We start from the raw sequence: 26,751 nt of genomic DNA on the forward strand, positions 1-26,751 counted from the left end.
AGAAAAAGCAGAAACGGCTAAGAGCTGTTTCTGCTTTTTTCATATTAAAAATATAGTATAATATATAAAAAAGAAAGAATATTCTGTCCGTTCAGGTGGAGGAGGTTATTACATCATGGAGAAACGAGGGAAAGTGTGGTTAGCTGTTAGTGGTTTAGTAGCTACAAAAGATGGCAGGTGGCTATTTGTTAAGAAAAAATACAGTGGATTAAAGGGGAAATGGTCTTTGCCAGCTGGTTTTGTAAATGAAGGTGAGACGGTTGATGAAGCTGTGAAACGTGAAGTATTAGAAGAGACAGGTATTGTCGCTCATGTGAAGGGGATTATAGGTATTCGGTCGGGCGTTATTCGTAATGAAATTAGTGATAATATGATTATTTTCCTTTTGGAGCCTGAAGGGGAAAATATTATTGTACAGGAGAAGGAATTGTCTGAAGTAGCATTTTTACATCCAGAGACGATTGCTGACGATCCCAATACGTCTATACTTATTAAATATTTGCTAGAAAGAAGATCAGAACTACATCTTGAAATGGACAAAACATTAAATCCAGGAGAGCAATTTGGTTATACAGCGTATCACGTATTTACGGCGCATGCGAAGGAGAGGGAGAAAGAGTGAGTATACCGGTACTACTTATTTCAATGATGTTATTCTTTATTTTGTTTTTTGGAATTGGATTTTTACTCAACATGATTTTGCGAGCTACATGGGTAATGGTTATTGTGTATCCGATTGTTTGTATGCTTATTATTAATAAAGCGAGTGTGTGGGATTATTTTTCAAAGCCGAAAGAAACATTTTCTTCATTTGGGACAAGTGTATCGCATTTAGGACAAGCCGATATGTTTATTTTATCTACTGGATTAGTAGGTGCTGCTTTGGCAGGAATCGTAATTAAGAAACTTCGAAAGAGTGGATATCAAATGTTTTAATCTCCAATCAATTTGGAGATTATTTTTTTGCATATTCCTTCATCGTATAGGGAATGATTAACGATGAAGGAGTGTGGAATATAAAAATGTTAAAACGATATTGTATTCGCATTATGATGACTTGTTTACTTGTATCCGCATTATGCGTAACATGGAATGCTTTCACAGGAGTTTCTTTATTAGAGATTGTAAAGAAGTATGAGGGAACGAGTGCAAAAGAAGTACATGCAGCAGAAGTTAAGAGAAATGTTGCTCCGAGTAAAGAAGTGATAAATGCTTTAGAGCAGGCAAACGACTGGTCTAAATATCGTTCAATTGAAATGACGGCAACAGGTTATACGTCGGGAATTGAGTCAACTGGTAAGAGGCCGGGACATCCGGAGTATGGTATTACATATTCAGGTGTTAAGGCGAAAAGGGATTTATATTCCACAATCGCAGCGGATTTACGTGTATTCCCGATTGGAACGATTTTATTCGTGCCAGATTACGGATATGGGGTTGTCGCTGATAAGGGCGGTGCTATAAAAGGAAATCGTCTTGATTTATATTATGATACGGTGAAAGATGTTTATAGCCAATGGGGTAAGAAAAAAGTAAAGGTATATGTAGTTAAGGTAGGAAATGGTAAGTTTACAGAAGAAGAGTTAACGATGTTAAATGAAGACGAAACGATGCAAGTGTTTCGTGGCCAATATTTAAAACAAAGATAGTCTAGTGGTAATTACGCTAGACTTTTTTATTTGATCATAGAAGAAATGGAAGAAAGATGGATCACCCCGCTATTTGTGGCCCGTAAAAGCCCGATTGGTGAAGGCTAATGATCAGTGGGGGATGAAGAAAAACACCACTGATTAAAGGTTCACTTTATATAGGATGTAACAGAAGTTAGAATTGTCGCATTTTATCGAAAATAAAGTTATAATAAAGGCAGAGTAGAGAAATTTAGGGGGTCTGAACATGTTTCAAGTACAAAAAGAATTAGCAGGTCATGAAGCGGTAATTGTTGCCTTATTTGAAGAAGAGAAAACGAGTAGTTTTGTACAAGAACTGGACAAAGCGTTTGAAGGGCAATTACAAGTTTTATTAGAAGAGAAAGAACTTTCTACTAAGAAGAAAGCTATTTCAAAAGTACATAGTTTAGGAAAAACAAATGTAAAACGCTATTACTTCGTCGGTTTAGGAAAGAAAGAATCTTATACGACAGAAACGTTACGTGCGGCTCTTGGTAAGGCGTTTAAAACGTTACAGGCAGCAAAAGTACAAGATGCAGCAATCTTACTTGATTCTTTCGTAACAGAGAAATTAGATGTGATTGATGTAGCTCATATAGCGGCAGAAGTACAAGGTCTTGGTACATATGAATTACAAACGTATAAATCAGATAAAAAGGATCGTGTAGAGTTAGAGAAGTTCACGGCTATTACAGCGGAAGATGCACAGGAAATTGAAGCTGCATTAACAGTTGGCTACGTGCATGGACGCGCAACAAATTCGGCTCGTACACTTGTAAATATGCCGCCAAACGTATTAACAGCGACGAAGCTTGCTGAGTATGCTGTTGAGTTAGCGGAAAAGTATGATATGGATTATAAAGTTCTTGAGAAAGAAGAGATGGAAGATCTTGGTATGGGTGCGTTACTTGCAGTAAACCAAGGTAGTACAGAGCCGCCAAAAATGATTGCTCTTATTTATAAAGGAAAAGAAGAGTGGACAGATGTCATTGGATTTGTTGGAAAAGGAATCACATACGATACAGGTGGTTATTCTTTAAAACCACGTGAAGGCATGGTCGGTATGAAAGGTGATATGGGCGGTGCTGCTGCTGTATTAGGTGCGATGGAAATTATCGGTGAACTTCGCCCAGAGCAAAATGTGATCGCTGTTATTCCATCAACTGATAACGTTGTAAGTGGTACAGCATTTAAGCCAGACGATGTAATTACATCTATGAGCGGAAAAACAATTGAAGTATTAAATACAGATGCAGAAGGTCGCCTTGCGTTAGCGGACGGTATTACGTATGCGAAAAAACTAGGTGCAAACTACCTTATTGATGTTGCGACATTAACAGGCGGTGTAATTGTTGCACTTGGAAATCATACGACAGGCGCAATGACAAACAATGAAGAGTTGTTTGAGCAAGTACTAGAAGCTTCTATGGAAACGGATGAATCAATTTGGCAATTACCGATTTTTGATCGTGATAAAGAACGCGTTCGAAACAGTAAGTTTGCTGATTTAAATAACTCACCAGGCCGTGAAGGGCATGCGGTTATGGCAGGTACATTCCTAGGTGAATTTGCTGAAGATACACCGTGGGTACACTTAGATATCGCTGGAACATCTGAAACATCAGGAGCAAATGATTTAGGGCCGGCCGGGGCAACAGGTGCAATGGTACGTACACTTGCAACACTTGTTGAGCGTTTCGGGGAAGAATAATTTTTGAAGAAAAGACTGTCTCAAACATTTGAGGCAGTCTTTTCTTATTGATATGGTACGAGTGTGATCAGTTTTTGTCGGTAAGTCGATACAACTTCATTTACTATTATGCTGTTTAAAAACGTGTGGCATAGTGAAAGGCTCGTCTTATAAAGAAATCGTATATAACGTCCCGCTTAAAGCAAAGGAAGTACGTCCTGTTTCTTCAGAGACAACTAAAATAAGTGCGTCACTTTTTTCTGATAAGCCAATTGCAGCTCTGTGACGTGTTCCTAGTTCAGGATCAACTTCCGTACTTTTCGTTAACGGAAGAATATTAGCTGCTGAAACAATATGATTATTTTTAACGAGAACGGCTCCGTCATGAAGAGGATTACCTGGATAAAAAATTGATTCGAGTAACGGTGCAGTTAAATGAGCGTTTAATGTTGTGCCAGTTTGAATACAAGATTCAAGCGTCTCGTTTCGTTCCACAACGATAAGAGCACCGTGTTTGCGGGCACTTAAATGTTGGACAGCAGTTGTGATAAAATGTGAGCTTTCTGTATAAGGTGATAAATACGCCTGAATATAGTATGTAGCTGCCAATGTTTGTACATTTGCCAACATATGATGAATCTCTTCCATTTTACATAAAATACATTCATCTTCTTTATCAATTGCTTGCCTCATAATAGATAATTCTTTTTCAGCGCTTTCAATCATTTGCTTTGTTTGTATTTTGAGCTCTTCGGACAAGCCCCATTCTTGCATAATCCTCATTCCCTTTGGTGGAGTATTTAACCATAGTGTATACAAATATTCCTAGTAAAATCCTGCTATATTTTATAAAATATTGAGATACAGGTTGTTTTTTTCATATAATAAAGGTATGACAAGCGGGAGGAGATAGAGATATGAATTGGAAACAAGAATTTAGTCGCTGGCTTTCATATGCAGAATTAGACGTAGAATTAAAAGAACAGCTAGAAAACATGAAGCAAGATGAGAAGAAAATTGAGGATAGCTTTTATAAAAATTTAGAGTTCGGTACAGGTGGTATGCGTGGTGAACTTGGTGCTGGTACGAACCGATTAAATGTATATACAGTTCGTAAAGCGACACAAGGATTAGCGAAATTTATTGAAAAATTAGGTGAAGAAGCAAAGGAACGTGGTGTTGTTGTAGCATATGATTCTCGTCATAAATCACCTGAATTTGCAATGGAAGTAGCTGCAACACTTGGTGCACATGGTATTAAAACATATGTATTTGAAAGCTTACGCCCAACGCCGGTGCTTTCTTTCGCAGTTCGTCATTTACATACAGTAAGTGGAATCGTTCTTACGGCAAGCCATAATCCGCCTGAATATAATGGTTATAAAGTATATGGTGACGATGGTGGACAGTTGCCTCCAAAAGAAGCTGATGAGTTAATTAGTTACGTAAATGCAGTAGAAGATGAATTAACAGTTGAAGTAGCTGATGTAGAGCAATTAAAAGCTGAAGGTTTATTACATATTATTGGACAAGAAGTAGATGATGCATATGCTGCAGAATTGAACGATGTCATTATTAATAAAGAAATGGTACAAAAGGTAGGGAAAGACTTAAAAATCGTCTTTACACCATTACACGGAACATCAAATCTTTCTGTACGCCGTGGTTTAGAGGAAGTTGGATTTACAGATGTAACGGTTGTAAAAGAGCAAGAGTTACCAGATCCAAACTTCTCTACAGTAAAATCACCGAACCCAGAAGAGCATGCAGCGTTTGAATATGCAATTCGTGACGGTGAAAAAATTGGTGCAGATGTGCTAATCGCAACAGACCCTGATGCAGACCGTCTAGGTGTAGCAGTTCGTAATCATGATGGTGAGTTCCAAGTATTAACTGGTAACCAAACAGGTGCATTAATGCTTGATTACTTACTATCTCAAAAGAAAGAAAACGGAACGCTTCCAGAGAACGGTGTTGTATTAAAAACAATCGTAACGTCTGAAATTGGTCGTACAATTGCAAAAGCATACGGTTTAGATACAGTTGATACGTTAACTGGATTTAAATTTATTGGTGAGAAAATTAAACAGTATGAAGAAAGCGGACAATATGAATTCCAATTCGGTTATGAGGAAAGCTATGGTTATTTAATCCGTCCATTCTGCCGTGATAAAGATGCGGTACAGTCTGTTTTATTTGCATGCGAAGTAGCTGCATACTACAAATCACAAGGTAAAACGTTATATGATGGTTTATTAGAAGTATTTGAGAAGTACGGTTTCTTCCGTGAAGATCTTGTGTCATTAACGTTAAAAGGGAAAGATGGAGCGGAACAAATTCAAGAGATGATGGCGACATTCCGTGAAAATCCTCCGAAAGAAGTAGCGGGCTTAACAGTCGTAGCGGTTGAAGACTATAAAGCAAGCATCGTTACATCTTTACAAGATGGACATAAAGAAGAGATTCACTTACCGAAATCAAATGTGTTAAAATATCAATTAGAAGATGGTTCTTGGTTCTGCTTACGTCCATCTGGAACAGAGCCGAAAATCAAGTTTTACTTTGGTGTAAAAGATAATTCTTTACAAAATAGTGAACAAAAGTTACTTACTATTAAAGAAGATATTATGAATCGTTTATAATATAAATTAATTTTAGGTAGTCAGAACAAAAGGGAAGCAAAACTTCCCTTTTGTTCTATGTAAGGAAATAATCGTTATTGATCCTGACAGAAGAGAGGGTATTTTGTTATGAAAAAAGTAAGAAAAGCGATAATCCCAGCAGCTGGATTAGGAACACGTTTTTTACCAGCTACAAAAGCAATGCCAAAAGAAATGTTACCGATAGTAGATAAACCAACTATTCAATATATTGTCGAAGAAGCAATACAATCAGGAATCGAAGATATTATTATCGTTACTGGTAAAACAAAGCGATCTATTGAAGATCATTTTGATAATGCATTTGAATTAGAGCAAAATTTATTAGAAAAGAAAAAGTATGAGTTACTTGAAAAAGTACAGGCTTCTTCAAAAATGGTAGATATTCATTATATCCGTCAAAAAGAACCAAGAGGATTAGGACACGCAGTTTGGTGTGCACGTAAATTCATCGGTGATGAACCATTTGCTGTTTTATTAGGTGATGATATCGTTCAAGCTGAAAAACCATGTTTACGTCAGTTAATGGACGAATATGATAAAACACTTTCTTCTGTTATTGGTGTACAAACGGTTCCAGAAGATGAAACACATCGCTATGGAATTATCGACCCATTAGAGCAGGAAGGACGTCGTTACCAAGTTCGTAATTTCGTTGAGAAACCAGCAGCAGGTACAGCACCATCAAACTTAGCAATTATGGGACGTTACGTCTTAACGCCTGAAATTTTCATGTTCTTAGAACAGCAAAATGTCGGTGCTGGCGGTGAAATTCAGTTAACAGATGCAATTCAAAACTTAAATGAAATTCAACGAGTATTTGCTTACGACTTCGAAGGAAAACGCTACGATGTTGGTGAAAAGTTAGGATTCGTTCAAACGACAATTGAAATGGCCCTGCAACACCCAGAATTACGTGGTGACATGGTTACAATGATGAAGAGAATTTTAGAAGAACAAACGAATCAAGAGTCTTAATATAAAAAAAGAGTTATTTCAGTGTACTGAAATAACTCTTTTTTATTAAGAAATCGTCGAATGAGAACGTTGATAAGCAGAACGGCGTACAGCATAGTATATGCGAGGTGCGATAATAGCACCGATAATTGTAAATGCGATATCTTTTACTGCAAACCACATCATAATCATCCAGGCAGCTTTATAACTCATATTACCGCCCATGAAGAGATTGACCGCCCCGTACATGTAAGTAGTACCGATAATATAAGTTAAAATGATTCCTGTGAAAGAAGCGATAGCAAATGTACTGAATGTTGGTCTTTCTTTTTGTTCTACTATTTTTCCTGATACGTAAGCAACGATAATAAATGCGATAATAAAACCACCAGTAGGATCTAAAAGTGCTCCGAATCCAGCTTTGAAGTTAGCGAAGATTGGTGCGCCGGCTACGCCAACTAGCATATACACAGTCATTGATAATGCACCAAGTCTACTTCCAAGAAGAAGGCCTGCTAAAATTGCGAAAAATGGTTGCATAGATAACGGAACGCCCGCTATTTGCAGGAATGGCGCCCAAGATACAATATTTGCACCAATGGCCATAAGAGCAACAAACATGGCAGCTAATGCTAAATCTAAAACATGAAATCTTCTCATAATGTTAACCTCCTGTTGTTTTTAGGTTAACATTATCGTAGCGAAAATATTTACTTGTTGTCAATCAAATTATTTTGATAAGAAGGCTTCAAATAGTCTCTTAGCAACGTATACGGAATACGAAATTGTGGAATGCCGCTTGAATAAGGAGCGATCTCATATAAAGGGAAATAAATAACGAGATTGTTTGGTTCTAAAAAGAAGTGAAACTTTTTAGCACTCATTACTTTTTCCGTTGCATCAGGAAAATAAATACTTTCATTTTGTTTAATTTGCCTTACAATTTCTGCACGGATTACTTCTTTATATTTATCTTCTTGTTGAAATAAATCGTCTAAGCGTAGTAATTTTTTTTCATTTAAATCAAATGTGTTTGCTTTCCACGTATAAAGGCCGTGTGCCCCGCCCGTATATTGATAGTAATTCACATATAGGCTGAGAAAAGGTGGTTTATTTAAGGAGATTTTATAATCAACATTCGCCACGTACGGATGGAAGGGTGTACTAGACCCTTCTGTTTCTTTATAATATTTTTTTGCTTCTTTTTCTAATTTTTTTTTAAATTTGTCAGTAGATTTTTTGTAATAGAAATTGAGCTTATTTTGAAATTTAGAATCGGAAAAACTGTGAAAAGAAGGCCTACTAATTTGATATTCTATATAAGGTTTCTTACCTTTTTGCGTTATAGTCTGAACATCGATTGTCAGGTTAGATGCTTTGGCTGCCATTGCACAATTTGGTACAATAGTCAGCAAGGAGAACATGAGCAATAGTATACAAAGTTTCTGTTTCATTGTGGTGAAACCTCCTTATATAAGTATTATAGGTAGTTTGAAAATAAATAGGTAAAATTATACATTTAATTAAAGAGAGAAGGCGAAAACGATATGGCAAAAACTTTAATGGACTCACTTGGAATTGAGTTGTTAGAAATGACAGAAGATAAAGTAGTTGCTACGATGCCTGTTGACGAGCGTACGCATCAGCCGTTTGGATTTTTACATGGTGGTGCTTCTATTGCGTTAGCGGAAACAGTAGCAAGTGTTGGATCATATAATTTAATTGATCAAGAGAAATGTATTTGTTTCGGTCTAGAAATTAATGCAAATCATATTCGCTCAAAGAAAGATGGAATCGTAACAGCAATCGGGACACCGATACATAGAGGACATTCAACGATGGTTTGGGATATTCGTATCATTGATGAAAATGATGATTTAATATGTATTTCAAGATGTACAGTAGCAATTAAAGAAAAACGTGAAAAATAAAAAAGAGGCAGCTCTCATGAGCAGCCTCTTTTTTTATAATTAGAACTGGATTTTCTTTTCTAAGAAACCTTTTAGTTCGCTAATTGGCATACGAACTTGTTCCATTGTGTCACGGTCACGTACTGTAACAGCTTTGTCTTCAACAGAGTCGAAGTCGTATGTGATACAGAATGGTGTACCGATTTCGTCTTGACGACGGTAACGTTTACCGATAGAACCAGTTTCATCAAAGTCTACCATGAAGTCTTTAGCTAGTTCTGCGAATACATCAGTAGCACCTTCAGATAGCTTTTTAGATAATGGTAAGATTGCTGCTTTGTATGGTGCTAAAGCAGGGTGGAAACGAAGAACTGTACGAGAATCGTTTTCTAATTGCTCTTCTTCATATGCATCACATAAGAACGCTAATGTTACACGGTCTGCGCCTAAAGATGGCTCGATGCAGTATGGTACGTAACGCTCGTTCGTTTGTGGATCGATATAGTTAAAGTCTTCGTTAGAGTGTTCCATGTGACGTTTTAAATCGAAGTCTGTACGAGATGCAACGCCCCATAGTTCGCCCCAACCGAATGGGAATTTGAATTCAATGTCAGTTGTTGCGTTACTGTAGTGAGATAGCTCTTCCTCACCGTGGTCACGAAGACGCATGCTCTCTTCATGCATACCAAGTGAAAGTAACCAGTTTTTACAAGTTTCACGCCAGAATGCGAACCACTCTAAATCTTCACCAGGCTTACAGAAGAATTCAAGTTCCATTTGTTCGAATTCACGTGTACGGAATGTGAAGTTACCAGGCGTGATTTCGTTACGGAAACTCTTACCAATTTGGCCAATACCAAATGGAAGTTTTTTACGCATAGAGCGTTGTACGTTTTTGAAGTTTACGAAAATACCTTGTGCTGTTTCAGGACGAAGGAAGATTTCGTTTGTGCTAGACTCTGTAACACCTTGGAATGTTTTGAACATTAAGTTGAACTGACGAATTTCAGTGAACTCTTCACTACCACAATCAGGACATTTTACTTCATGTTCTTTCATTAAGTCAGCCATTTGGTCGAAAGTAAGACCGTCAACAACCATTTCAATGCCTTTTGCATCTAATGCATCTTCAATTAATTTGTCAGCACGGTGACGCGCTTTACATTTTTTACAGTCGATCATTGGATCGTTGAAGTTACCAACGTGACCAGAAGCGATCCAAGTTTTTGGGTTCATTAAAATAGCTGCATCTAAACCAACGTTGTGTGGAGATTCTTGAATGAATTTTTTCCACCAAGCTTTTTTAACGTTATTTTTTAATTCGATTCCAAGTGGACCGTAATCCCAAGTGTTTGCAAGACCACCGTAAATTTCAGAACCAGGGAAAACAAAACCGCGATGTTTCGCTAAGTTTACAACTTGTTCCATTGAATACATAATAAAATCCTCCTTTTGAAAGTTAACGTATTGGCGATGACGTGCTCTGGTACTTGTGAAATGCGCAGTATATGCTTTGAAAAACATAAAAAAACGCTCATCCCAAGGCATATTTGCCTAGGGACGAGCGTTTGCCCGCGGTTCCACCCTAGTTGATACACAAAATGTGCATCCACTTTATCATGTAATGCTCGAGACTGCCGTTTCCTTGCGTCTTCAGGCTTTCACTATCCCTGAATCGCTTTTTGTGCAAGTACTTATAAGTCCGTCATCGCTACTTATATTAATAATAATGAACATATTCTAACACGTTCTTTTTTAAATCTCAATAGAGGAACGCGTCTATCTATGATAGAGTCTCGCCTATTTTTTCGTTATTTATTCCGTAATTTTGTTTAATATGCTTAATTGCTTCACGTTTACTGAGCGGGGCAAGCTCGTTATTTTGCACGTATTCCCAAACGATATCAGGCTTTGTTTTTGCATACTCGCGAAGAACCCAGCCGATCGCTTTTTGAATGAAAAATTCTTTTGAAGAATGTAGTTGTCCAATAATCCAGAAAAGAAGTTCTTCATCCATCTTTTGTTTATATTTTAGTTGGAATAAAATAGCGGCACGTTGTAACCATATGTTATCTGATGCAATCCATTTTGGAATATATGCAGAAATTAATTCGGGATGTTGTAAAAAGATAGTACCTAAAAATGTAGGGACGATGCTATCAACAGAATCCCACCAAGATTTCGTAACAATAAGTTCTTCTAAAAATGGGATATGAGTTTCGTTTATATGCTTTTTATATTTTTGCATAATATCAAGTGCGGCAGCTTGATATTCACGTTCTGGTAAGTTCCAAAGTTCACGTACGATAATTTGGAAGTCTTTTTTATCTGGGAGAGTATGTATTTGAATGACGTCTTTTAATAATTGGCGTCTTTCCGGTGTTTGAATACCTAGAAATGGGAAGTGATTTTTCATATAACGAGCCATTGGTTCTGCTCTTTCAGGATTTTGATGAGCTGTAAAATGCTCTTGTAATGCTTGTACAAATGGATGCATAAGTGTTTCTCCTCTCTTATTACCTTTCTTCTCTTATTATACAAAGAGTTTGGTTAAATTTTAAAACATAACTTGCAATGTAATGAAATATGTTGAAAAGAGAGGGGAGAGGATAAGATGGAAGATCAGAGCGTACTAGCAGGTTTCTTTGCTCTTAGTTTTGCGTTTATTCTTGTTATAATAATTTGGGCAATTATTTCGTATTTGTTAACGGCTTTTGCACTTTATACGATGGCAAAAAATGATGGTGCAACTGATGGGGTTCTTGCGTTTATTCCATTTTTGAATAGTAAGACGTGGGGTGACTTGGCGAAGGATAAATTACCAGATTTCTTGAAAGAAGAGGCAGGGTGGAAAGTATTCGGTATATATGTCGCATGTTTCATCTTTAACTTCGTACCAATTATAAGTTTACTAGCAACAGCCGTATCGATTGTGCTGTCCATTTATCTCATCTACGCTATTTTAGACAGATACGGAACGAACTCTATACTATTTACGATTATTCATGTAATCACATTTTCGGTTTTCTTGCCGATTCATTTATTCATTATCCGAAATGAGCCGGTAAGATATAACGAGTAGATATATGCGGGGAGCTGTTTCGAAGCTATTTTGGAACAGCTCTTTGTTGGTTAATTGATATTTCGTTGACTAAGAAAAAAGGGCTGCCACATAGGACAGCCCTTTTTCTACTACATAAGATAGCGTAAATAAATGTAAATATGAGAAATGATTAATGAAACAATCATAATTGGGAAGCCGACTTTAAGGAATTCCATGTAGCTAAATTTATGTCCTTCACGACTTGCGATTCCGGCTACGATTACGTTAGCAGAAGCCCCGATTAAAGTTCCATTTCCACCTAGGCAAGCACCTAATGCTAATGCCCACCATAATACGTCGATTTGTGCGTCAGAAGGTGATAAACCTAGCCCAACTGCCATATCGTTAATAAGTGGAATCATTGTTGCAACGAATGGAATGTTATCGATTGTTGCAGAGGCGATACCAGATACCCATAGAATAAGGATAGATGCATGAGAAATATCTCCGCCTGTTATTCCGACTACCTTTTGAGCTAACATTTTGATAAGACCGATATCGATAAGTCCTCCAACGAGTACGAATAGTCCCGCGAAGAAGAAAATCGTCACCCATTCTACGCTTGCGAATACTTCTTCAATTTCATGTTCTTTCACACCGATTAGCATAAGTACAGTAGCACCAGTCAAGGCGATAATAGCTGCATCAACATGGAAAATGGAATGAGTCATGAAACCTACAATTGTAAGTCCAAGTACTGTTAAAGATTTTTTCATTAATACTGGATCTTTAATGTATTGTTTTTCATCTAAGCTCATTAATTTTTTAACTTGTACAGGATCAGCAATTAATTGTTTACGGTACATGAAGTAAAGTATTGTTGCTGTAACTGCAATAATAATAATTACGATTGGTGCTAGATTCAGTAAGAAAGCGTTGAAGTCTAGGTGCTTATTTGCAGAACCAATCATAATATTTGGCGGATCACCAATTAATGTTGCTGTTCCCCCAATGTTTGAAAAAATAATTTCAGAAAGTAAATAAGGAACAGGATTTACTTGCAAGATGCGCGTAATAGATAAAGTAACTGGAACAACAAGAAGTACAGTTGTAACGTTATCTAAAAATGCGGAGCCAAGCGCGGTAAGTAGGGAAAGGGAAATTAAAATTTTAATTGGATTTCCTTGTGCCCCTTTTGCTGCTTTAATGGCAACGTATTGGAAAACACCTGATTTACTCGTAATGTTCACCAAAATCATCATACCGATGAGTAGCGTAATCGTTCCCCATTCAATATGTTTCGTAAAGGCGTTATGTAAATCGACGACCCCCACAATTACCATGAGTGCTGCACCAAGAAGTGCGATGACAGCGCGATTAATTTTTTCAGAAATAATAATGGCATATGTAATTAAAAAGACTGCGATAGCAAAATAATACTGCCAGTTAGCGAGTTCTTGCGTTGTTTCGTGCAAAAATCTCATCTCCTTTCATTCATTTTTCTTAGTGTGTCAAATATTAACTAGATGAAACACACATAACGTCATTATAAAGTAGAAAAACTGCGGATGTAAATGAAAGGAGGGATTTTGTCATATTTTCTGCATAGGTCATTTTTTCTCATTTTTAAAAATATTTGTGGGCATTTGACATATATATAAGATACATCCAATCTGAATATTTAAAATGGAATTAGCATTCGAGCTTGTTCGTGTAGGAGTGTCAAATAGAAAGGAATGACAAAGATGATAAGGAAGGGATCGTATGGATGAACAAAGATTTTTATTTTTAGATTTTGAGTTTACGATGCCCCAGCATCGAAAGAAACCAAAAGGATTTTTCCCGGAAATTATTGAGGTAGGACTCGTCTCGGTTGTAGGTTGTAAGGTAGAAGATACGTATTCATCACATGTCAGGCCGAAAACATTTCCTTCTTTAACGGATCGATGCAAGAAATTTTTAGGAATTAAACAAGAAATCGTGGATAAAGGAATTTCATTTCCTGAACTCATTGATAAACTTGCAGAATACGAAAAAAGATGTAAACCGACCATTGTAACGTGGGGAAATATGGATATGAAAGTGCTGAAGCATAATTGTGAAATGTCGGGAGTAGCTTTTCCGTTTTTCGGACAGTGTCGTGATTTATCGCTTGAGTATAAGAAGTTTTTTGGAGAAAGAAATCAAACAGGATTATGGAAAGCGATTGAGGCGTATGGAAAAGTAGGAACGGGTAAGCATCATTGTGCGCTAGATGATGCGATGACGACGTACAATATTTTTAAATTAGTAGAAAAAGATAAAGAGTATTTAGTGAAACCAGCACCTCCAACATTAGGGGAACTCGTGGACTTTTCAAAAGTGTTAAAGAAAGTGAGTACACAGTAACGACCAAATTGCACAGTATGTAATTTGGTCGTTTTGTTTTTTTAAAGTTTGTAGTCTTTTTTTAACTGCTCTAATGTTTCTAGACTACGAACCGCAAAAGGTGAATCATCTTCAGAAAATGAATTCATTTGAGTTTCTAATGCTAATTTGAGTGAATCTGTATAATCTAGAATCTCTCCTTCATATTTCTTCACCATTTGTTCTGGAATGTTCGTTTGTTCACGGAAAGCTAAAGCACGTCTTTCATGGAAAAATGGTACGTCAACTTGTTTTACGTTATGTAAGTCACCTTGCACCGGATGTTTTAAAACAGCTAATACTTTTACGACGTAACTGCCAGGGCGGCTATTTGTAACTTCGCCGATGTATTTTCCCGTTTTATAAATACCAGTAACGATTTCACCAATTTCAAATGTTTCTCTCATATTTTTCACCTCAAGTTTATAGTAAGGAAAGTAGGAGAAGGAGTCAAAGAAATCATTCGCTTTCGGAACGCCCCCTTGAGAATATGAATTGGTTCAACTATAATTTAAAATAATATAACAGAAAATTCTGATGGTTTTTGAATCCTACAATAAGGAGTGTTTCATATGATGCCTTTATATTTTCCGGAAGATAAAACAGAATATATTATTCCAGGGATTGTTTGCGTTCTATTTATCATTGGTGCCGTTGCTACGTGGCGTATGTTCATTCGTGTATCCAAACGAGAAGCAGAGCGATTACAGAAAGTAGAAGAAAAGCTTTTAGCTGAAAAGAAACGGTAATTCATTTTTGTATGTTTCCCTCTATGCTCGGACAATCTAAGGGCAGAATGTATTTTGGAGGGAATAGAATGAAAAAACGGCTTTTTTTCAGTTGTTGTTTATTATTTCTGATGGCAGGTTGTGACCAAGGAAAGCCGAAAGAAATTGAAGTGAAATTACATAATGCTTCAGGAGATGAAGTAGGGACTGCGAAAGTAGTTCAGCAAACAAGTGGAGTGAAAATTACGATTAAAGGGGAAGGTTTCGCGCCTGGTCCGCACGGCATACATGTACATGAAATTGGAGAGTGTAAAGCGCCTCGTTTTGAATCGTCTGGTAATCATTTTAATCCAGATAATAAAAAGCATGGCTTACTCAATCCGAAGGGTGCGGAAAATGGTGATTTACCGAATGTAATTGCAGATGGTTCTGGAAAGATTAAAGCGGATATCGATGCACCGCACATAACGCTTGAAGAAGGGAAAACGACGATTCATAGAAAAGATGGAGCGTCTATTATTATTACTGAAAACCCTGATGATGGCATGACACAACCAACGGGTAAATCTGGTGATCGAATTGCTTGCGGTGTGATTGTAAAAAAAGCGTCGGATATGAAGAAAAAGTAAAAGCTACCGTGGATGGTAGCTTTCTTTGTGAAACGTAATTGGAAATATATCAGCAATTATTGGAATATATCGACCGCAACTCAAAATATATCGACCGTAACTCAACATATATCAGCGATTTTTAAAATATATCGATTTACCGACAAAAATTGAGAAAGGAGCCTGCCCAAAATTGATTCGTAGGCAGGCTCCTTTCTTATTATGAAAACGTATGGCGCAGTCTGTTTAAAATTTCTTCTAAAACAGATCGTGGGCAGCCAATGTTAATTCGAATATGTTCTTCGCCGCCTAATCCGTACTTTTCACCAGGTTCGACGATAAGTTTTCCTTTTTCCTCAAGTAACGTGGTGCGCTCGTTTTGAGAAAGTTTTAGGTGAGAACAATCAATCCATAATAAAAAGCTACCTTCTGGCTTCGTTACGGAAAGAGTAGGTATGTGATTTTTGATATATTCACAAGCGAATTGAGCGTTATCTTCTATATATAGTCGGATTTCATTTAGCCAATCATTACATTCTGTATAGGCGCTTTGCATCGCTGTATAAGCAAATATATTTAGCCCATGGAACCCTTGTCTATATTGAATAGACGTAAAGGTATTACGTAGTTTTTCATTTGGAATAATAATGATAGATGCTTGTAATCCAGCTATATTAAATGTTTTACTTGGAGCCATACAAGTAATGGTACGTGCTGCTAATTCTTCAGATAAAGAGGCGAATGGTGTATGAGTACGATCTCCGTAAATAATATCGGCATGAATTTCATCTGAGACAACAATTACATTATATTTTGTACATAACGCTCCGAGCTTCATTAGCTCGTCTTTCGTCCAAACGCGTCCAATAGGATTGTGAGGACTACAAAGAAGCATTAGTTTAATCCCTTGTTGAAATTGTTTTTCTAAATGATCGAAGTCTATCATATATGCGCCATTTTGTTTATATAATGGGCTCACGCATAATTGTCTGTTGTTTGTTGTAACCATTTCGAAAAATGGAGGATAAATAGGTGGTTGTACAAGAACGGGTTCGTTTTCTTTTGTGAAAGCTTGTATGCTCGTACTAAGAGCTGGAACGATCCCCGCACTAAATACGATCCATTCTTTTTGAATATCCCAGTTGTACTGTTTTTTTGTCCAGTTACAAATAATGTCTCCAATATGTTCAGGTGGAAGTGTATAGCCAAAAATAGGGTGTTCGATACGTTTTTGTAATACAGTTTGAATTGGTTTTGGTACTTCAAAATCCATATCGGCAATCCAGGCATGAATGAGTTCTTCGTTTTTATAAGTATCCCATTTTGTACTATGTGTTCCGCGCCGATTTACCGTTTTATGAAATAGCTGCATATGTTTGCCCCTTTCTTCTGTGAAACTGCTAAGTTATGAAAGTTCTCTCTCTTCTTATAGAATAGCTGATGTGATAGGATAAAGAAAAGTATTAAAAAGTGAAAAGGCGGGAAGTAGATGGGTACATATGAAAAGATGATAGAGGTTGTGAAGAATTGGGATCCGTTTCGAATGGGACCGGAGTTTTATGAAACAGAAGCGAGTGATGTAGTGAACGTCGTAACTGTGTTTGACGATTCGAAATATATTGCAAAGAAGATTCAACATATATACTTTATGTCTTTTGAGGAAGTACCTGCGCTTGAAAAATGTGAGAAATTAGCTGAAGAGTTACTTGTATTAAAAGAAGGCGGAAGTTGCTCATTATAGGCTGTCGGAATTTCCGACAGCCTTTTTAATATTATCCCGCTATTTGCTGGGCAGTAAGACCCCCACCTAAAAAGACGGTTGAGGCAAAGAAGTGAGGTGGGAGATCCACTGCTCGTAAAAGCCCAATTGGTGCGGGCTAATAATCAACGGGGTGAAACATTCCGCTGATTAAAGTTTCACTTTATTGCGCGGAAAAAGCGATAATTTCTTCATAAACATGTTCAGGCTTTTCCTCAGGTAGTAAATGCCCTGTATTTTCGTAAGAGATGAATGTTGAATTCGGTAAATCTTTATGGAGACGGTGTCCTACATGTACAGGGACGACGCGATCTTTTTCACCCCAAATGAGTAGTATAGGCGTTTCGATTTTTTGTAATTCAGTTGAAGATAAGTCACCTTCACGGTCTCGTATCATGCGAGTTAGGGCGGGGAATATACGGTTGTCATAAAAAGGAGCGGAGTAACCTTCCTTCATTTCATCATCAATTAATGAGTGATCATGAACGACATTCATTAAGTTATGAACAATTCCGCGCCGTATAATCCAGTTCTTTACGTATAAATGAAAGAACGGTAAATAAGAAGAATACAGTAAAGGTAAGGTTGCGCGTGCTAAATAGCTAGAGCTACATAGTAAAATCGTCTTTGAGATTAGTTCAGGACGTATCCGGTTTACATAGAGAGAAATTTGCCCGCCCATAGAATGCCCAATTAACACAATATTTGAGAGAGATAAATGTTCAATTAAATCGATAATAATGGTTGCTAAATTGTGATAAGAATACTTAAAGAGATGAGACTTATCACTTTTTCCGAATGGTGGCAAATCAAGAGCCAGTACTGTTCCTGCTTTCGATAGTAAAGGAATGAGACGGCGGTAACTGAATGAGGAAGATAAAAAGCCGTGAACGAGTACGAAAGTAGGACGTTTTGTTTTATTTTTATGTTCATACAATTCGTAATGAATAGTAGTGCCGCGAGTGGAAAAAGTGAAATAAGGACAAGTATATTCATGATTCATTTTTTGTCACTCCATTGATTTTTGTTCATATCATCTCCAAGGTAGAAAAAAATATGTTAACAAAAAAAGGCAAGATGACGATGTCATCTTGCCTTTCGCTTATTCATCATTACCCGCGAACAATATTAGGCGGTGTTTTTCCTTGTAACCCTGCAACTAAATTTTCAGCGGCTGTCATGGCCATTTGCTGCCGAGTTTTTAATGTTGCAGATCCGATGTGTGGTAAAGTCACAACATTTTGTAATGATAAGAGCGGATTATCTTTTTGAATCGGCTCTTGTGTAAAAGTATCGATGCCTGCTGCAAAGATTTTCTTTTCTGTTAATGCATGAATTAATGCTGCTTCATCTACTGTTTTCCCGCGAGATGCATTAATAAAGATTGCTGTTTCTTTCATTAATGAAAATTCCTTTTCTCCGATAAGATGATATGTTTCATCTGTTAATGGAGTAAGAAGAACAATAAAGTCAGACTGTTTTAGTAGCGTCTGTAAATCACAATATGTAGCATCGAATTTTTGCTCTGCTTCTTCTTTACGGCGACGGTTATAATAAAGAACATCCATATCAAATCCGAATTTTGCTCGTTTTGCAACGGCCTCACCAATTCGTCCCATTCCGATAATACCGATTGTACTATGGTGCACATCTAGTCCGAAATGTTCTTTTCCGATTTCAGCGTTCCACTCACCATTTTTCACATAGGAATCGAGTTCGCAAACACGACGACCAGCAGATAACATAAGAGCGAAAACGAGGTCAGCTACTGTATCATCCAATACGTATGGTGTATTCGTTCCGATGACATTTCGCTTTTCCATCGCTAGTAAATCAAAATTATCATAGCCAACAGAAATGTTACTCACTACTTTTAATTTCGGTGCTACATTTAACAATTCTTCATTTATGGCAGATCCGAAATTTAATAACCCATCTTTATCTTGTATCTTCTCTAATAGAACATCACGAGGTACTTTCTCATTTTGATTCCATTTTTCATAATCACAGTGTTCTGATAAATAGTTTTCTACAAATGTTGGAACTGGTTCAGCGATATATACTTTTGGTTTCACGGTTCCATCCCCTCTCACTTTTCTCCCTTGTTAACGGACAATAAAGCCTCCCGCCCCTAAAAATGCCTGAAGCAAAGAAGATAGGGGGAGACTAACTGCCCGTAAAAGCCCGATTGGTGTGGGCTAATAATCAGCGGGATGAACCTTTCCACTGATTAAAGTTTCACTTTATTTTGACATAATTCTCTAAAAAAATCTTCTTTTCAAACTGGAAAGGGTATTTGTATAATTTAGACAGAAACGAAAAGGAAGGATGATTTATATGGTGACTGAAAAGGAATTAGAATTATTGGCTTGTCTTGAAAAAAGTAGTCGTTTGTCTGTAGATACATTGGCGAAGCTATTAAATATAGAAGTAGAAGAAGTGAAGAAGATGGTTGCGAAATTAGAAAGTGAAAAGATTATTGTGGATTATGTAACACATATTGATTGGACAAAAGTAAAAGAACATACGGGTTTAACAGCGATGATTGATGTGAAAGTTACGCCGAAGCACGGTGTTGGGTTTGATGCAGTTGCTGAACAAATTTATCGCTATTCAGAAGTGAAATCCGTGTATTTAATGTCAGGGACATATGATCTTTCTATTACATTAGAAGGAAAGACGATGGGAGAAGTAGCGATGTTTGTTTCTGAGAAATTAGCAACGATTGAATCTGTCGTTTCTACAACAACTCATTTCATTTTGAAGAAGTATAAACATGAGGGAATTATTTATGAAAAAAACGATGATGATAAGCGAATTGTGGTGACACCATGAAGCAGTTTGAACTGTCTAGAGTAGCAGGATCTTTACAACCGTCTGGTATTCGAAAGTTTTTCGATTTAGCCGCAAGTATGAAAGGTGTTATTTCACTTGGAGTGGGAGAGCCTGACTTTGTTACACCTTGGAATGTAAGGCAAGCATGTATCCGTTCTTTAGAGCAAGGATATACAGCGTATACAGCAAATGCAGGATTATTGGAGCTCCGTCAAGAAATAGCAAAGTATCTAAAAAAACAATTTGCAGTATCTTATGATCCAAACGATGAAATCATTGTTACGGTTGGAGCGAGCCAAGCGTTAGATGTAGCGATGCGTGCCATTATAAATCCTGATGATGAAGTACTCATTATTGAACCGAGCTTCGTTTCTTATGCACCGCTTGTAACATTAGCTGGAGGAGTTCCAGTTCCTATAGCGACTACTTTAGAAAAAGAGTTTAAATTACAACCCGAACAAATTGAAGCAGCTATTACAGCGAAAACAAAGGCAATTTTACTTTGTTCCCCAAATAATCCAACAGGTGCAATGTTAAACAAATCCGAACTAGAAAAGTTAGCAGTAATGGTTGAGAAGTACAATTTAATCGTATTATCTGATGAAATTTATGCAGAGCTTGTATATGACGAAGTGTATACGAGTTTCGCGAGCATTCAAAACATGCGCGAACATACGATTTTAATTTCGGGATTTTCAAAAGGATTTGCGATGACAGGATGGCGTCTCGGTATGATCGCAGCTCCCGTTCAATTTTCAGAGTTGATGCTTAAAATTCATCAATATTCTATGATGTGTGCACCGACGATGTCCCAGTTCGCAGCTCTTGAAGCATTACGCGGAGGGGATGATGAAGTCATTCGAATGAGAGATAGCTATAAGAAACGCCGTAATTTTATGGCGACATCTTTCAATGAGATGGGATTAACGTGTCATGTGCCGGGCGGGGCGTTTTATGTCTTTCCTTCTGTTGCCTCAACTGGACTAACTTCAGCGGAATTTGCAGAACAGTTATTACTAGAAGAAAAAGTGGCTGTTGTACCTGGAAGTGTATTTGGAGAAAGTGGTGAAGGATTTATTCGTTGTTCGTATGCAACATCGCTTGAACAACTTATGGAAGCAATGAAGAGAATGGAACGGTTCGTCGAGAATAAAAAAAGGACAAAACATAATACGTTTTGTCCATAAAAGGGGGGGAATACTAGAAAGCCATGTGTTAGTATTCTATCCCAATATTGGAGAATTATACGTGCTACAGGAAATTTTTTCGTGAATTTTGAATGAGTTCTGTCATAGTGGTATAATTTACTAATATAAGGTATGCGCCTGTTAGGTAGCGATACGTAACAGGCGTACTAATTAATCGGATATTTAAAATAAGTACATCTGTTTTGCAATCTACATTTGTAGAGAAAATGGTAAACGTATGGGAGTGTTTCATATGTCAGAACAATATACAACAGGAGTGGTTGTAACAGGGAAAGTGACTGGAATTCAAGATTACGGTGCATTTGTAGCGTTAGATGCAGAAACACAAGGACTTGTGCATATATCTGAAATTACAAATGGATATGTAAAGGATATTCATGACTTTTTGAAAGTCGGCGATACAGTAGAAGTAAAAGTACTTTCAATTGATGAAGAGCACAGAAAAATGAGTTTATCGTTAAAAGCTGCGAAAAGAAAACAAGGAAGGATTCTTATACCGAATCCATCTAAGGACGGATTTAATACGTTGCGAGAAAAGCTGACAGAATGGATTGAAGAGTCCGAGTTAACAAAGTAAAAGAGGAGCGCATATGAGCGTTCCTCTTTTACTTTATCTTATGATATATATTTGCAAATATGATTGCATGCAATCATATTCGTATGTCGGAGGTGAAAGGACATACTGATTATCGAATTTCGTTTGTTTCTGGGTGCGTACCAAGATTTTCAGATGGTTTAAACAGTAAACCAAGATTGATAAGCCCAGATATACCAACGATGCCGTAAATAATACGTGCAAGAGCTGAGTTTTGTCCGCCGAAAATGGCTGCTACTAAGTCAAACTGGAAGAACCCGATTAGTCCCCAGTTTACTGCACCAATTACAGTAAAGACTAATGCGATACGTTGCAATGTACTCATGAAAAAGCCCCCCTTAATTGTGAAGCATGAGCAAGCGCTGAGTTAATCAACTCTTTTATAGAATGGTGCAGTTATGTTGTTTTTATACATAAAAAATGTGTGAAAAAAAGATGTATATACATCTATACCGAAAAATGCGAATTTTTATGCAAAAAATGAACTTTTTCTAAAAAATATATATTGGTTACGTTTACACTGGTTGAATCGCTTGATTTACAACTTCAGTTTCGCTAAAGTGAATACAGAAATACATATCCATAATTGGAGGGAAAAAGATGAGTACACATGTAACGTTCGACTATTCTAAAGCGTTATCCTTCATCGGTGAACATGAAATCACTTATTTACGTGATGCAGTGAAAGTAACACATCATGCAATCCACGAAAAAACTGGAGCTGGGAACGATTTCCTTGGGTGGGTAGAGCTTCCGCTTCAATATGACAAAGAAGAATTTGCTCGCATTCAAAAATGCGCAGAAAAAATTAAAAATGACTCTGACATTTTACTTGTTGTAGGTATCGGTGGTTCTTACCTAGGAGCACGTGCAGCAATCGAAATGTTAAACCATTCATTCTACAATACGCTTTCTAAAGAACAACGTAAAACTCCACAAGTGCTATTTGTTGGACAAAACATTAGCTCCACTTACATGAAAGATTTAATGGATGTATTAGAAGGTAAAGACTTCTCTATTAACGTTATTTCCAAATCAGGTACAACAACAGAGCCTGCACTTGCATTCCGTATTTTCCGTAAGTTATTAGAAGAGAAGTATGGAAAAGAAGAAGCTCGCAAACGTATTTATGCAACTACAGATAAAGCGCGTGGTGCATTAAAAACATTAGCTGATAACGAAGGCTACGAAACATTCGTAATTCCAGATGATGTTGGAGGACGTTTCTCTGTATTAACGCCAGTTGGTTTATTACCAATCGCAGTAAGTGGCTTAAATATTGAAGAGATGATGAAAGGTGCAGCTGCTGGTCATGACGACTTCGGGGCATCAGAACTAGAAGAAAACCCAGCTTATCAATACGCAGTAGTTCGTAACGCTTTATACAATAAAGGAAAAACAATTGAAATGCTTGTTAACTATGAGCCAGCGCTTCAATACTTCGCTGAGTGGTGGAAACAGTTATTTGGTGAAAGTGAAGGAAAAGATCAAAAAGGTATTTTCCCATCTTCAGCAAACTTCTCAACTGATTTACACTCATTAGGTCAATACGTTCAAGAAGGTCGTCGTGACTTATTTGAAACAGTTCTTAAAGTGGGTAAATCTACACATGAACTGACAATCGAATCAGAAGAAAACGATTTAGATGGATTAAACTACCTTGCTGGTGAAACTGTAGACTTCGTAAACACAAAAGCATATGAAGGTACATTACTTGCACATAGCGATGGCGGAGTACCAAACTTAATCGTAAATATTCCTGAATTAAATGAGTACACATTCGGTTACCTTGTATACTTCTTCGAAAAAGCATGTGCGATGAGCGGCTACTTATTAGGCGTAAATCCATTTGACCAACCAGGAGTAGAAGCATACAAGAAAAACATGTTTGCTTTACTTGGTAAACCAGGATTTGAAGAATTAAAAGCAGAATTAGAAGAGCGTTTAAAATAATAAAAAGCGACCGAAGATCCGGTCGCTTTTTATTATTTTACTGAAATGTCCATCGGTATATTCAAACTAGAATGGGTATGCTAAAGGAAAAGTCTTGGAGGGATGGGCTTGATTCCGATTCAATCAAAGTTAAAAGGACATACATATGCGTTATATAAGTTAGAAGAGGTTATGAAACCACTTGGATATAGTATTGGTGGCAATTGGGATTACGATAAAGGGTGCTTTGATTACAAAATCGACGAAGAAGATGGCTATCAATTTTTACGAGTGCCATTTACAGCTGTGGATGGGGAATTAGATGTGCCTGGTGTAATAGTCCGTCTTGAAACGCCGTATATTCTTTCGCATGTGTATCAAGACGAACTAGATGATAATGTGAATGCGTTAACAGCTGGAACGAGCGGATTTGATCAATTTGCTGAGCCGAAAGATCCAGATGGAGATGTGAAAAGTAAGTATATTAATATTGGGAAAGTATTAGTACAGGAACTAGAGCGTCACTTTTTTAATGGTGAATAACAATAAGTATGTCGCTTTCGATAAGAATGAAGGTATGGACTGGGTTAATCATATATTGATCGTCACGCTTTATACCTAGTAAGAGAATGTTTTGTTTTAAAAGAGTATAGCTACAATTTGCAAAAGTTTGTCCGGTGCAAGGCGGAGAAAGCTCCATCAGTTGCAATTTGTTATCAGAGATTTCATCGTAAAGTGAGAATAGTACACCTGAAATAGAAGGAAATAAAAGAGAAGCGGTAAATACATAGCTCGTTAATTTATTTCCTTCTATAATTTCTGATACACCAGCTCTCGTTGCATTTTGAATTTGATCCGAAGTAAGAAGTTCAGCGATGCAATGAATGTTTGGATTAAGTCCTTTTGCAGTTAAAATATTTAAGATGGACTGTGTATCAGCTAAGCTTTCATTTTTTTCTTTATCAGCCGTTATTAATATGGTGTGTGCCGTTGTAATGTTAGCTTTTAATAACGTTTGATCGTGATGTGGACAACCTTTTATAAACTCTAAATGATGAAATGGTTTTGGAAGTAAAGAAAGTGTTTCATCAATTAAAACGATATCAAGGTTTGGTTGTAAGATGTGCATTTGTTTTACAACATGTTTTGCCCGTTCGTTCCATCCGACAATAATCATATGACCGCTAGCAGTCGCAGCTTCTTCTCCTTTAACTTTCATATATTGTTTATTAATCATATCAGTGGCGAATAGAACCATATAATAAGAACAAAAACCGGTTCCAAATAAAATAATACTCATACCGATGAGTTTGCCTATTAGTGTATGTGGGGCGAAGTCACCATAGCCAACAGTGAAAATTGTAACGATTGACCACCAAATTCCATCAAACCATGTGGTGAAGTGCGATGGTTCTAATCTATGTATAAGAAAGCCGGAAAAAGCAGTAAGTACAACAATAAAGCAAATTAAACGAAAAATAATGGAATCACGAAATGTATCTACTAAATTTGGACGGGATTTCAATTGCCAATTCCTCCTTACTTTGCAGGACTACATTCATTGTTACCATTATAGAAAAAAGAAAAACTCTCTAATTTAAAAGAGAGTTTGTTTTCTATTACATACTTTCAACTTCAGTTTGTTGAACACTTTCAAGGTGTTGAAGAGCATAATAAACATCAGCAGTATGTCTTTTTTGATCGATAGACAATTTTAAATGTAAATAGTGCGAACCATTTTCCAATGTTTTGAGCTTCATGTTCTTAACTTTTATATCCATTTCTTTTATTTCTTCAATTACGATCGGGATATTGTCCATATTTCGTACAACAAGTTTCACTGCGATATCACGTTGACGAAATGACCTAGGTCCTATAAATTTCATCGTTAATGGTATAAGTTCTACACTAATCATAAGGAAGCACATTCCGAAAATCGCTTCAATATAGAAACCAGCTCCAACGGCAATGCCAATACCAGAAGCACCCCAAATCATGGCGGCGGTCGTTAGCCCAGCAATACTATCGTTTCCTCTTCGTAAAATAACACCTGCACCTAAAAAACCAATTCCTGATACAATTTGAGCAGCAAGTCGAAGGGGGTCCATATTCATATGGTCGGTATGTGGTAAATTGTAAGCTGCTTTAATAGAAACAATAGTGAGGAGGCAACTAATAATAGAGATAACTAAACAAGTCTTTAAACCAAGTGGTTTACGTTTTAATTCACGTTCTAAACCGATGGCGAATCCTAAAATAGCCGAGAGACCTAGTTTGAGTAATAAATCGGTATAGTCCATATGTATTCCTCCTTGTATGATATTTTATAGGAATAAAACGTTTATTATAGAAAGAAACGGTTTTTGATAGAGTAACTTTATATAGAATATATGTAGGAATTGCTTATACATGAAGAGATATTTCGTTTAAGTATATGATATTAAAAAAGAAATGTGGGTGGTTTTAAAAAAAGTTTATAAAAGGTGTTGCATTTCAATTTTCACCATGATATATTAATAACCGTCGCTGATGCGGAAACGCAGAAAACGACAAAAAAGAAATTAAAAAACTTAGTTGACATCGAAAAACGAAGATGTTAACATAAGGGAGTCGCAAATGAGCGACCAAGTAGTTCTTTGAAAACTGAACGAAACAAACAACGTGAAACGTCAATTTTTATTTTTAGATGCTAGACAAACTAACTTTATTGGAGAGTTTGATCCTGGCTCAGGATGAACGCTGGCGGCGTG

Annotated in this window: 30 protein-coding genes; 17 read left to right on the forward strand and 13 right to left on the reverse strand. The window is 36.9% G+C overall.

Features of this window, described 5'->3' with window-relative positions:
- The first annotated feature begins 115 nt into the window (after positions 1 to 115).
- The 4 genes from JDS98_RS22120 to pepA all read left to right on the forward strand — a co-directional run bounded on the left by JDS98_RS22120 (position 116) and on the right by pepA (position 3,381).
- Entirely contained in the window at positions 116 to 622 is a 507-nt protein-coding gene (locus tag JDS98_RS22120) for an NUDIX hydrolase (RefSeq protein WP_000415303.1), read from the forward strand.
- Positions 619 to 936: a YuiB family protein gene (locus JDS98_RS22125; RefSeq protein ID WP_000027018.1), complete on the forward strand. Its 318-nt coding sequence runs from the start codon at positions 619 to 621 to the stop codon at positions 934 to 936. Before JDS98_RS22120 ends, JDS98_RS22125 begins: the two co-directional genes overlap by 4 nt.
- Before the next feature lie 86 nt (positions 937 to 1,022).
- The gene (locus JDS98_RS22130; RefSeq protein ID WP_033663350.1) at positions 1,023 to 1,649 is read left to right on the forward strand and encodes a 3D domain-containing protein; all 627 of its coding nucleotides are present in this window, start codon (positions 1,023 to 1,025) and stop codon (positions 1,647 to 1,649) included.
- 247 nt (positions 1,650 to 1,896) lie between these two features.
- Positions 1,897 to 3,381 carry a cytosol aminopeptidase gene (gene pepA, locus JDS98_RS22135; RefSeq protein ID WP_000487963.1) on the forward strand — a complete coding sequence of 495 codons (1,485 nt, stop codon included), beginning with the start codon at positions 1,897 to 1,899 and terminating at the stop codon, positions 3,379 to 3,381.
- 147 nt (positions 3,382 to 3,528) lie between these two features.
- Here pepA and cdaS read toward each other — a convergent pair whose 3' ends face one another.
- Positions 3,529 to 4,134 (reverse strand): sporulation-specific diadenylate cyclase CdaS, encoded by a 606-nt coding sequence (gene cdaS / locus JDS98_RS22140; RefSeq protein WP_001158745.1) that lies wholly within the window; start codon positions 4,132 to 4,134, stop codon positions 3,529 to 3,531.
- A 143-nt stretch (positions 4,135 to 4,277) separates the two neighbouring features.
- Here cdaS and JDS98_RS22145 point away from each other — a divergent pair, with 143 nt between their 5' ends.
- Both JDS98_RS22145 and galU read left to right on the forward strand, forming a co-directional pair.
- Positions 4,278 to 6,002, forward strand: coding sequence for a phospho-sugar mutase (locus tag JDS98_RS22145; protein WP_001104200.1), 1,725 nt, complete (start codon positions 4,278 to 4,280; stop codon positions 6,000 to 6,002).
- 108 nt (positions 6,003 to 6,110) lie between these two features.
- Positions 6,111 to 6,998, forward strand: a complete 888-nt coding sequence (galU, locus tag JDS98_RS22150; RefSeq protein WP_000757818.1) for a UTP--glucose-1-phosphate uridylyltransferase GalU — start codon at positions 6,111 to 6,113, stop codon at positions 6,996 to 6,998.
- 45 nt (positions 6,999 to 7,043) lie between these two features.
- Here galU and JDS98_RS22155 read toward each other — a convergent pair whose 3' ends face one another.
- Positions 7,044 to 7,637 (reverse strand): biotin transporter BioY, encoded by a 594-nt coding sequence (locus JDS98_RS22155; protein ID WP_001252145.1) that lies wholly within the window; start codon positions 7,635 to 7,637, stop codon positions 7,044 to 7,046.
- A gap of 50 nt (positions 7,638 to 7,687) precedes the next feature.
- Positions 7,688 to 8,431 carry a DUF3298 and DUF4163 domain-containing protein gene (locus JDS98_RS22160; RefSeq protein WP_199634320.1) on the reverse strand — a complete coding sequence of 248 codons (744 nt, stop codon included), beginning with the start codon at positions 8,429 to 8,431 and terminating at the stop codon, positions 7,688 to 7,690.
- Between the two features lie 93 nt (positions 8,432 to 8,524).
- Between JDS98_RS22160 and JDS98_RS22165 the strand changes: the two genes are divergently transcribed.
- The gene (locus JDS98_RS22165) at positions 8,525 to 8,908 is read left to right on the forward strand and encodes a hotdog fold thioesterase (protein WP_001140604.1); all 384 of its coding nucleotides are present in this window, start codon (positions 8,525 to 8,527) and stop codon (positions 8,906 to 8,908) included.
- A gap of 39 nt (positions 8,909 to 8,947) precedes the next feature.
- Here JDS98_RS22165 and JDS98_RS22170 read toward each other — a convergent pair whose 3' ends face one another.
- The gene (locus JDS98_RS22170) at positions 8,948 to 10,324 is read right to left on the reverse strand and encodes a glycine--tRNA ligase (RefSeq protein ID WP_199634321.1); all 1,377 of its coding nucleotides are present in this window, start codon (positions 10,322 to 10,324) and stop codon (positions 8,948 to 8,950) included.
- 346 nt (positions 10,325 to 10,670) lie between these two features.
- Positions 10,671 to 11,384 (reverse strand): DNA alkylation repair protein, encoded by a 714-nt coding sequence (locus JDS98_RS22175; RefSeq protein ID WP_098912014.1) that lies wholly within the window; start codon positions 11,382 to 11,384, stop codon positions 10,671 to 10,673.
- Positions 11,385 to 11,501: 117 nt separating this feature from the next.
- Here JDS98_RS22175 and JDS98_RS22180 point away from each other — a divergent pair, with 117 nt between their 5' ends.
- Positions 11,502 to 11,969 carry a hypothetical protein gene (locus JDS98_RS22180; RefSeq protein WP_000390112.1) on the forward strand — a complete coding sequence of 156 codons (468 nt, stop codon included), beginning with the start codon at positions 11,502 to 11,504 and terminating at the stop codon, positions 11,967 to 11,969.
- Between the two features lie 110 nt (positions 11,970 to 12,079).
- On the opposite strand, the gene JDS98_RS22185 is transcribed toward JDS98_RS22180, so the two are convergent.
- Positions 12,080 to 13,405, reverse strand: a complete 1,326-nt coding sequence (locus JDS98_RS22185) for an ArsB/NhaD family transporter (RefSeq protein ID WP_000545233.1) — start codon at positions 13,403 to 13,405, stop codon at positions 12,080 to 12,082.
- Between the two features lie 289 nt (positions 13,406 to 13,694).
- Here JDS98_RS22185 and kapD point away from each other — a divergent pair, with 289 nt between their 5' ends.
- Positions 13,695 to 14,318 (forward strand): 3'-5' exonuclease KapD, encoded by a 624-nt coding sequence (kapD, locus tag JDS98_RS22190; protein WP_000344367.1) that lies wholly within the window; start codon positions 13,695 to 13,697, stop codon positions 14,316 to 14,318.
- A gap of 41 nt (positions 14,319 to 14,359) precedes the next feature.
- Here kapD and kapB read toward each other — a convergent pair whose 3' ends face one another.
- Positions 14,360 to 14,743: a kinase-associated lipoprotein KapB gene (gene kapB / locus JDS98_RS22195; RefSeq protein ID WP_097957537.1), complete on the reverse strand. Its 384-nt coding sequence runs from the start codon at positions 14,741 to 14,743 to the stop codon at positions 14,360 to 14,362.
- Between the two features lie 165 nt (positions 14,744 to 14,908).
- Here kapB and JDS98_RS22200 point away from each other — a divergent pair, with 165 nt between their 5' ends.
- On the forward strand, positions 14,909 to 15,085 hold the full coding sequence (locus JDS98_RS22200) for a hypothetical protein (protein ID WP_000982764.1): 177 nt from the start codon (positions 14,909 to 14,911) through the stop codon (positions 15,083 to 15,085).
- A gap of 68 nt (positions 15,086 to 15,153) precedes the next feature.
- Positions 15,154 to 15,693 (forward strand): superoxide dismutase [Cu-Zn], encoded by a 540-nt coding sequence (gene sodC, locus JDS98_RS22205; RefSeq protein WP_000746516.1) that lies wholly within the window; start codon positions 15,154 to 15,156, stop codon positions 15,691 to 15,693.
- A 199-nt stretch (positions 15,694 to 15,892) separates the two neighbouring features.
- Here the strand turns inward: sodC and JDS98_RS22210 are convergent, their stop codons facing one another.
- Positions 15,893 to 17,044, reverse strand: a complete 1,152-nt coding sequence (locus JDS98_RS22210; protein ID WP_098912015.1) for a MalY/PatB family protein — start codon at positions 17,042 to 17,044, stop codon at positions 15,893 to 15,895.
- 117 nt (positions 17,045 to 17,161) lie between these two features.
- Here JDS98_RS22210 and JDS98_RS22215 point away from each other — a divergent pair, with 117 nt between their 5' ends.
- On the forward strand, positions 17,162 to 17,413 hold the full coding sequence (locus JDS98_RS22215; RefSeq protein WP_000537646.1) for a YugE family protein: 252 nt from the start codon (positions 17,162 to 17,164) through the stop codon (positions 17,411 to 17,413).
- 181 nt (positions 17,414 to 17,594) lie between these two features.
- On the opposite strand, the gene JDS98_RS22220 is transcribed toward JDS98_RS22215, so the two are convergent.
- On the reverse strand, positions 17,595 to 18,434 hold the full coding sequence (locus JDS98_RS22220) for an alpha/beta fold hydrolase (protein WP_001015213.1): 840 nt from the start codon (positions 18,432 to 18,434) through the stop codon (positions 17,595 to 17,597).
- Between the two features lie 109 nt (positions 18,435 to 18,543).
- A complete protein-coding gene (locus JDS98_RS22225) occupies positions 18,544 to 19,524 on the reverse strand; it encodes a 2-hydroxyacid dehydrogenase (RefSeq protein ID WP_106080695.1) in 981 nt (326 codons plus the stop codon).
- Between the two features lie 244 nt (positions 19,525 to 19,768).
- Here JDS98_RS22225 and JDS98_RS22230 point away from each other — a divergent pair, with 244 nt between their 5' ends.
- The 3 genes from JDS98_RS22230 (at position 19,769) to yugI (ending at position 22,051) form a co-directional block, all read left to right on the forward strand.
- On the forward strand, positions 19,769 to 20,266 hold the full coding sequence (locus JDS98_RS22230) for an Lrp/AsnC family transcriptional regulator (RefSeq protein WP_000255691.1): 498 nt from the start codon (positions 19,769 to 19,771) through the stop codon (positions 20,264 to 20,266).
- Positions 20,263 to 21,453 carry an aminotransferase gene (locus tag JDS98_RS22235; RefSeq protein WP_199634322.1) on the forward strand — a complete coding sequence of 397 codons (1,191 nt, stop codon included), beginning with the start codon at positions 20,263 to 20,265 and terminating at the stop codon, positions 21,451 to 21,453. Before JDS98_RS22230 ends, JDS98_RS22235 begins: the two co-directional genes overlap by 4 nt.
- A 253-nt stretch (positions 21,454 to 21,706) precedes the next feature.
- Positions 21,707 to 22,051, forward strand: a complete 345-nt coding sequence (yugI, locus tag JDS98_RS22240) for a S1 domain-containing post-transcriptional regulator GSP13 (RefSeq protein WP_000003767.1) — start codon at positions 21,707 to 21,709, stop codon at positions 22,049 to 22,051.
- A 109-nt stretch (positions 22,052 to 22,160) separates the two neighbouring features.
- Here yugI and JDS98_RS22245 read toward each other — a convergent pair whose 3' ends face one another.
- On the reverse strand, positions 22,161 to 22,394 hold the full coding sequence (locus tag JDS98_RS22245) for a DUF378 domain-containing protein (protein WP_000105788.1): 234 nt from the start codon (positions 22,392 to 22,394) through the stop codon (positions 22,161 to 22,163).
- A gap of 275 nt (positions 22,395 to 22,669) precedes the next feature.
- Here JDS98_RS22245 and JDS98_RS22250 point away from each other — a divergent pair, with 275 nt between their 5' ends.
- Entirely contained in the window at positions 22,670 to 24,022 is a 1,353-nt protein-coding gene (locus tag JDS98_RS22250) for a glucose-6-phosphate isomerase (protein ID WP_000103665.1), read from the forward strand.
- Positions 24,023 to 24,130: 108 nt separating this feature from the next.
- The gene (locus JDS98_RS22255; protein ID WP_000612324.1) at positions 24,131 to 24,544 is read left to right on the forward strand and encodes a YugN-like family protein; all 414 of its coding nucleotides are present in this window, start codon (positions 24,131 to 24,133) and stop codon (positions 24,542 to 24,544) included.
- Here JDS98_RS22255 and JDS98_RS22260 read toward each other — a convergent pair.
- Entirely contained in the window at positions 24,531 to 25,526 is a 996-nt protein-coding gene (locus tag JDS98_RS22260; protein WP_000842336.1) for a potassium channel family protein, read from the reverse strand. The two genes, JDS98_RS22255 and JDS98_RS22260, sit on opposite strands and share 14 nt — an antisense overlap.
- Before the next feature lie 94 nt (positions 25,527 to 25,620).
- Positions 25,621 to 26,301 carry an MgtC/SapB family protein gene (locus tag JDS98_RS22265; protein WP_000386692.1) on the reverse strand — a complete coding sequence of 227 codons (681 nt, stop codon included), beginning with the start codon at positions 26,299 to 26,301 and terminating at the stop codon, positions 25,621 to 25,623.
- Positions 26,302 to 26,751: the final 450 nt, after the last annotated feature.

The sequence above is a fragment of the Bacillus cereus group sp. N11 genome (genome assembly GCF_016483605.1).
GTDB classification, from domain to species: Bacteria; Bacillota; Bacilli; order Bacillales; family Bacillaceae_G; genus Bacillus_A; species Bacillus_A toyonensis.

Excerpts from the sequence above, each read along its gene's own strand:
- JDS98_RS22170 (WP_199634321.1), bottom strand. The coding sequence starts at position 10,324 with ATGTATTCAATGGAACAAGTTGTAAACTTAGCGAAACATCGCGGTTTT.
- JDS98_RS22230 (WP_000255691.1), top strand. The coding sequence starts at position 19,769 with ATGGTGACTGAAAAGGAATTAGAATTATTGGCTTGTCTTGAAAAAAGT.
- yugI (WP_000003767.1), top strand. The coding sequence starts at position 21,707 with ATGTCAGAACAATATACAACAGGAGTGGTTGTAACAGGGAAAGTGACT.
- JDS98_RS22160 (WP_199634320.1), bottom strand. The coding sequence starts at position 8,431 with ATGAAACAGAAACTTTGTATACTATTGCTCATGTTCTCCTTGCTGACT.
- JDS98_RS22265 (WP_000386692.1), bottom strand. The coding sequence starts at position 26,301 with ATGGACTATACCGATTTATTACTCAAACTAGGTCTCTCGGCTATTTTA.
- galU (WP_000757818.1), top strand. The coding sequence starts at position 6,111 with ATGAAAAAAGTAAGAAAAGCGATAATCCCAGCAGCTGGATTAGGAACA.
- JDS98_RS22245 (WP_000105788.1), bottom strand. The coding sequence starts at position 22,394 with ATGAGTACATTGCAACGTATCGCATTAGTCTTTACTGTAATTGGTGCA.
- JDS98_RS22250 (WP_000103665.1), top strand. The coding sequence starts at position 22,670 with ATGAGTACACATGTAACGTTCGACTATTCTAAAGCGTTATCCTTCATC.
- pepA (WP_000487963.1), top strand. The coding sequence starts at position 1,897 with ATGTTTCAAGTACAAAAAGAATTAGCAGGTCATGAAGCGGTAATTGTT.
- JDS98_RS22200 (WP_000982764.1), top strand. The coding sequence starts at position 14,909 with ATGATGCCTTTATATTTTCCGGAAGATAAAACAGAATATATTATTCCA.
- kapB (WP_097957537.1), bottom strand. The coding sequence starts at position 14,743 with ATGAGAGAAACATTTGAAATTGGTGAAATCGTTACTGGTATTTATAAA.
- JDS98_RS22155 (WP_001252145.1), bottom strand. The coding sequence starts at position 7,637 with ATGAGAAGATTTCATGTTTTAGATTTAGCATTAGCTGCCATGTTTGTT.
- cdaS (WP_001158745.1), bottom strand. The coding sequence starts at position 4,134 with ATGCAAGAATGGGGCTTGTCCGAAGAGCTCAAAATACAAACAAAGCAA.
- JDS98_RS22215 (WP_000537646.1), top strand. The coding sequence starts at position 17,162 with ATGGGTACATATGAAAAGATGATAGAGGTTGTGAAGAATTGGGATCCG.
- JDS98_RS22145 (WP_001104200.1), top strand. The coding sequence starts at position 4,278 with ATGAATTGGAAACAAGAATTTAGTCGCTGGCTTTCATATGCAGAATTA.
- sodC (WP_000746516.1), top strand. The coding sequence starts at position 15,154 with ATGAAAAAACGGCTTTTTTTCAGTTGTTGTTTATTATTTCTGATGGCA.
- kapD (WP_000344367.1), top strand. The coding sequence starts at position 13,695 with ATGGATGAACAAAGATTTTTATTTTTAGATTTTGAGTTTACGATGCCC.
- JDS98_RS22175 (WP_098912014.1), bottom strand. The coding sequence starts at position 11,384 with ATGCATCCATTTGTACAAGCATTACAAGAGCATTTTACAGCTCATCAA.
- JDS98_RS22220 (WP_001015213.1), bottom strand. The coding sequence starts at position 18,434 with ATGAATCATGAATATACTTGTCCTTATTTCACTTTTTCCACTCGCGGC.
- JDS98_RS22120 (WP_000415303.1), top strand. The coding sequence starts at position 116 with ATGGAGAAACGAGGGAAAGTGTGGTTAGCTGTTAGTGGTTTAGTAGCT.
- JDS98_RS22130 (WP_033663350.1), top strand. The coding sequence starts at position 1,023 with ATGTTAAAACGATATTGTATTCGCATTATGATGACTTGTTTACTTGTA.
- JDS98_RS22235 (WP_199634322.1), top strand. The coding sequence starts at position 20,263 with ATGAAGCAGTTTGAACTGTCTAGAGTAGCAGGATCTTTACAACCGTCT.
- JDS98_RS22210 (WP_098912015.1), bottom strand. The coding sequence starts at position 17,044 with ATGCAGCTATTTCATAAAACGGTAAATCGGCGCGGAACACATAGTACA.
- JDS98_RS22180 (WP_000390112.1), top strand. The coding sequence starts at position 11,502 with ATGGAAGATCAGAGCGTACTAGCAGGTTTCTTTGCTCTTAGTTTTGCG.
- JDS98_RS22165 (WP_001140604.1), top strand. The coding sequence starts at position 8,525 with ATGGCAAAAACTTTAATGGACTCACTTGGAATTGAGTTGTTAGAAATG.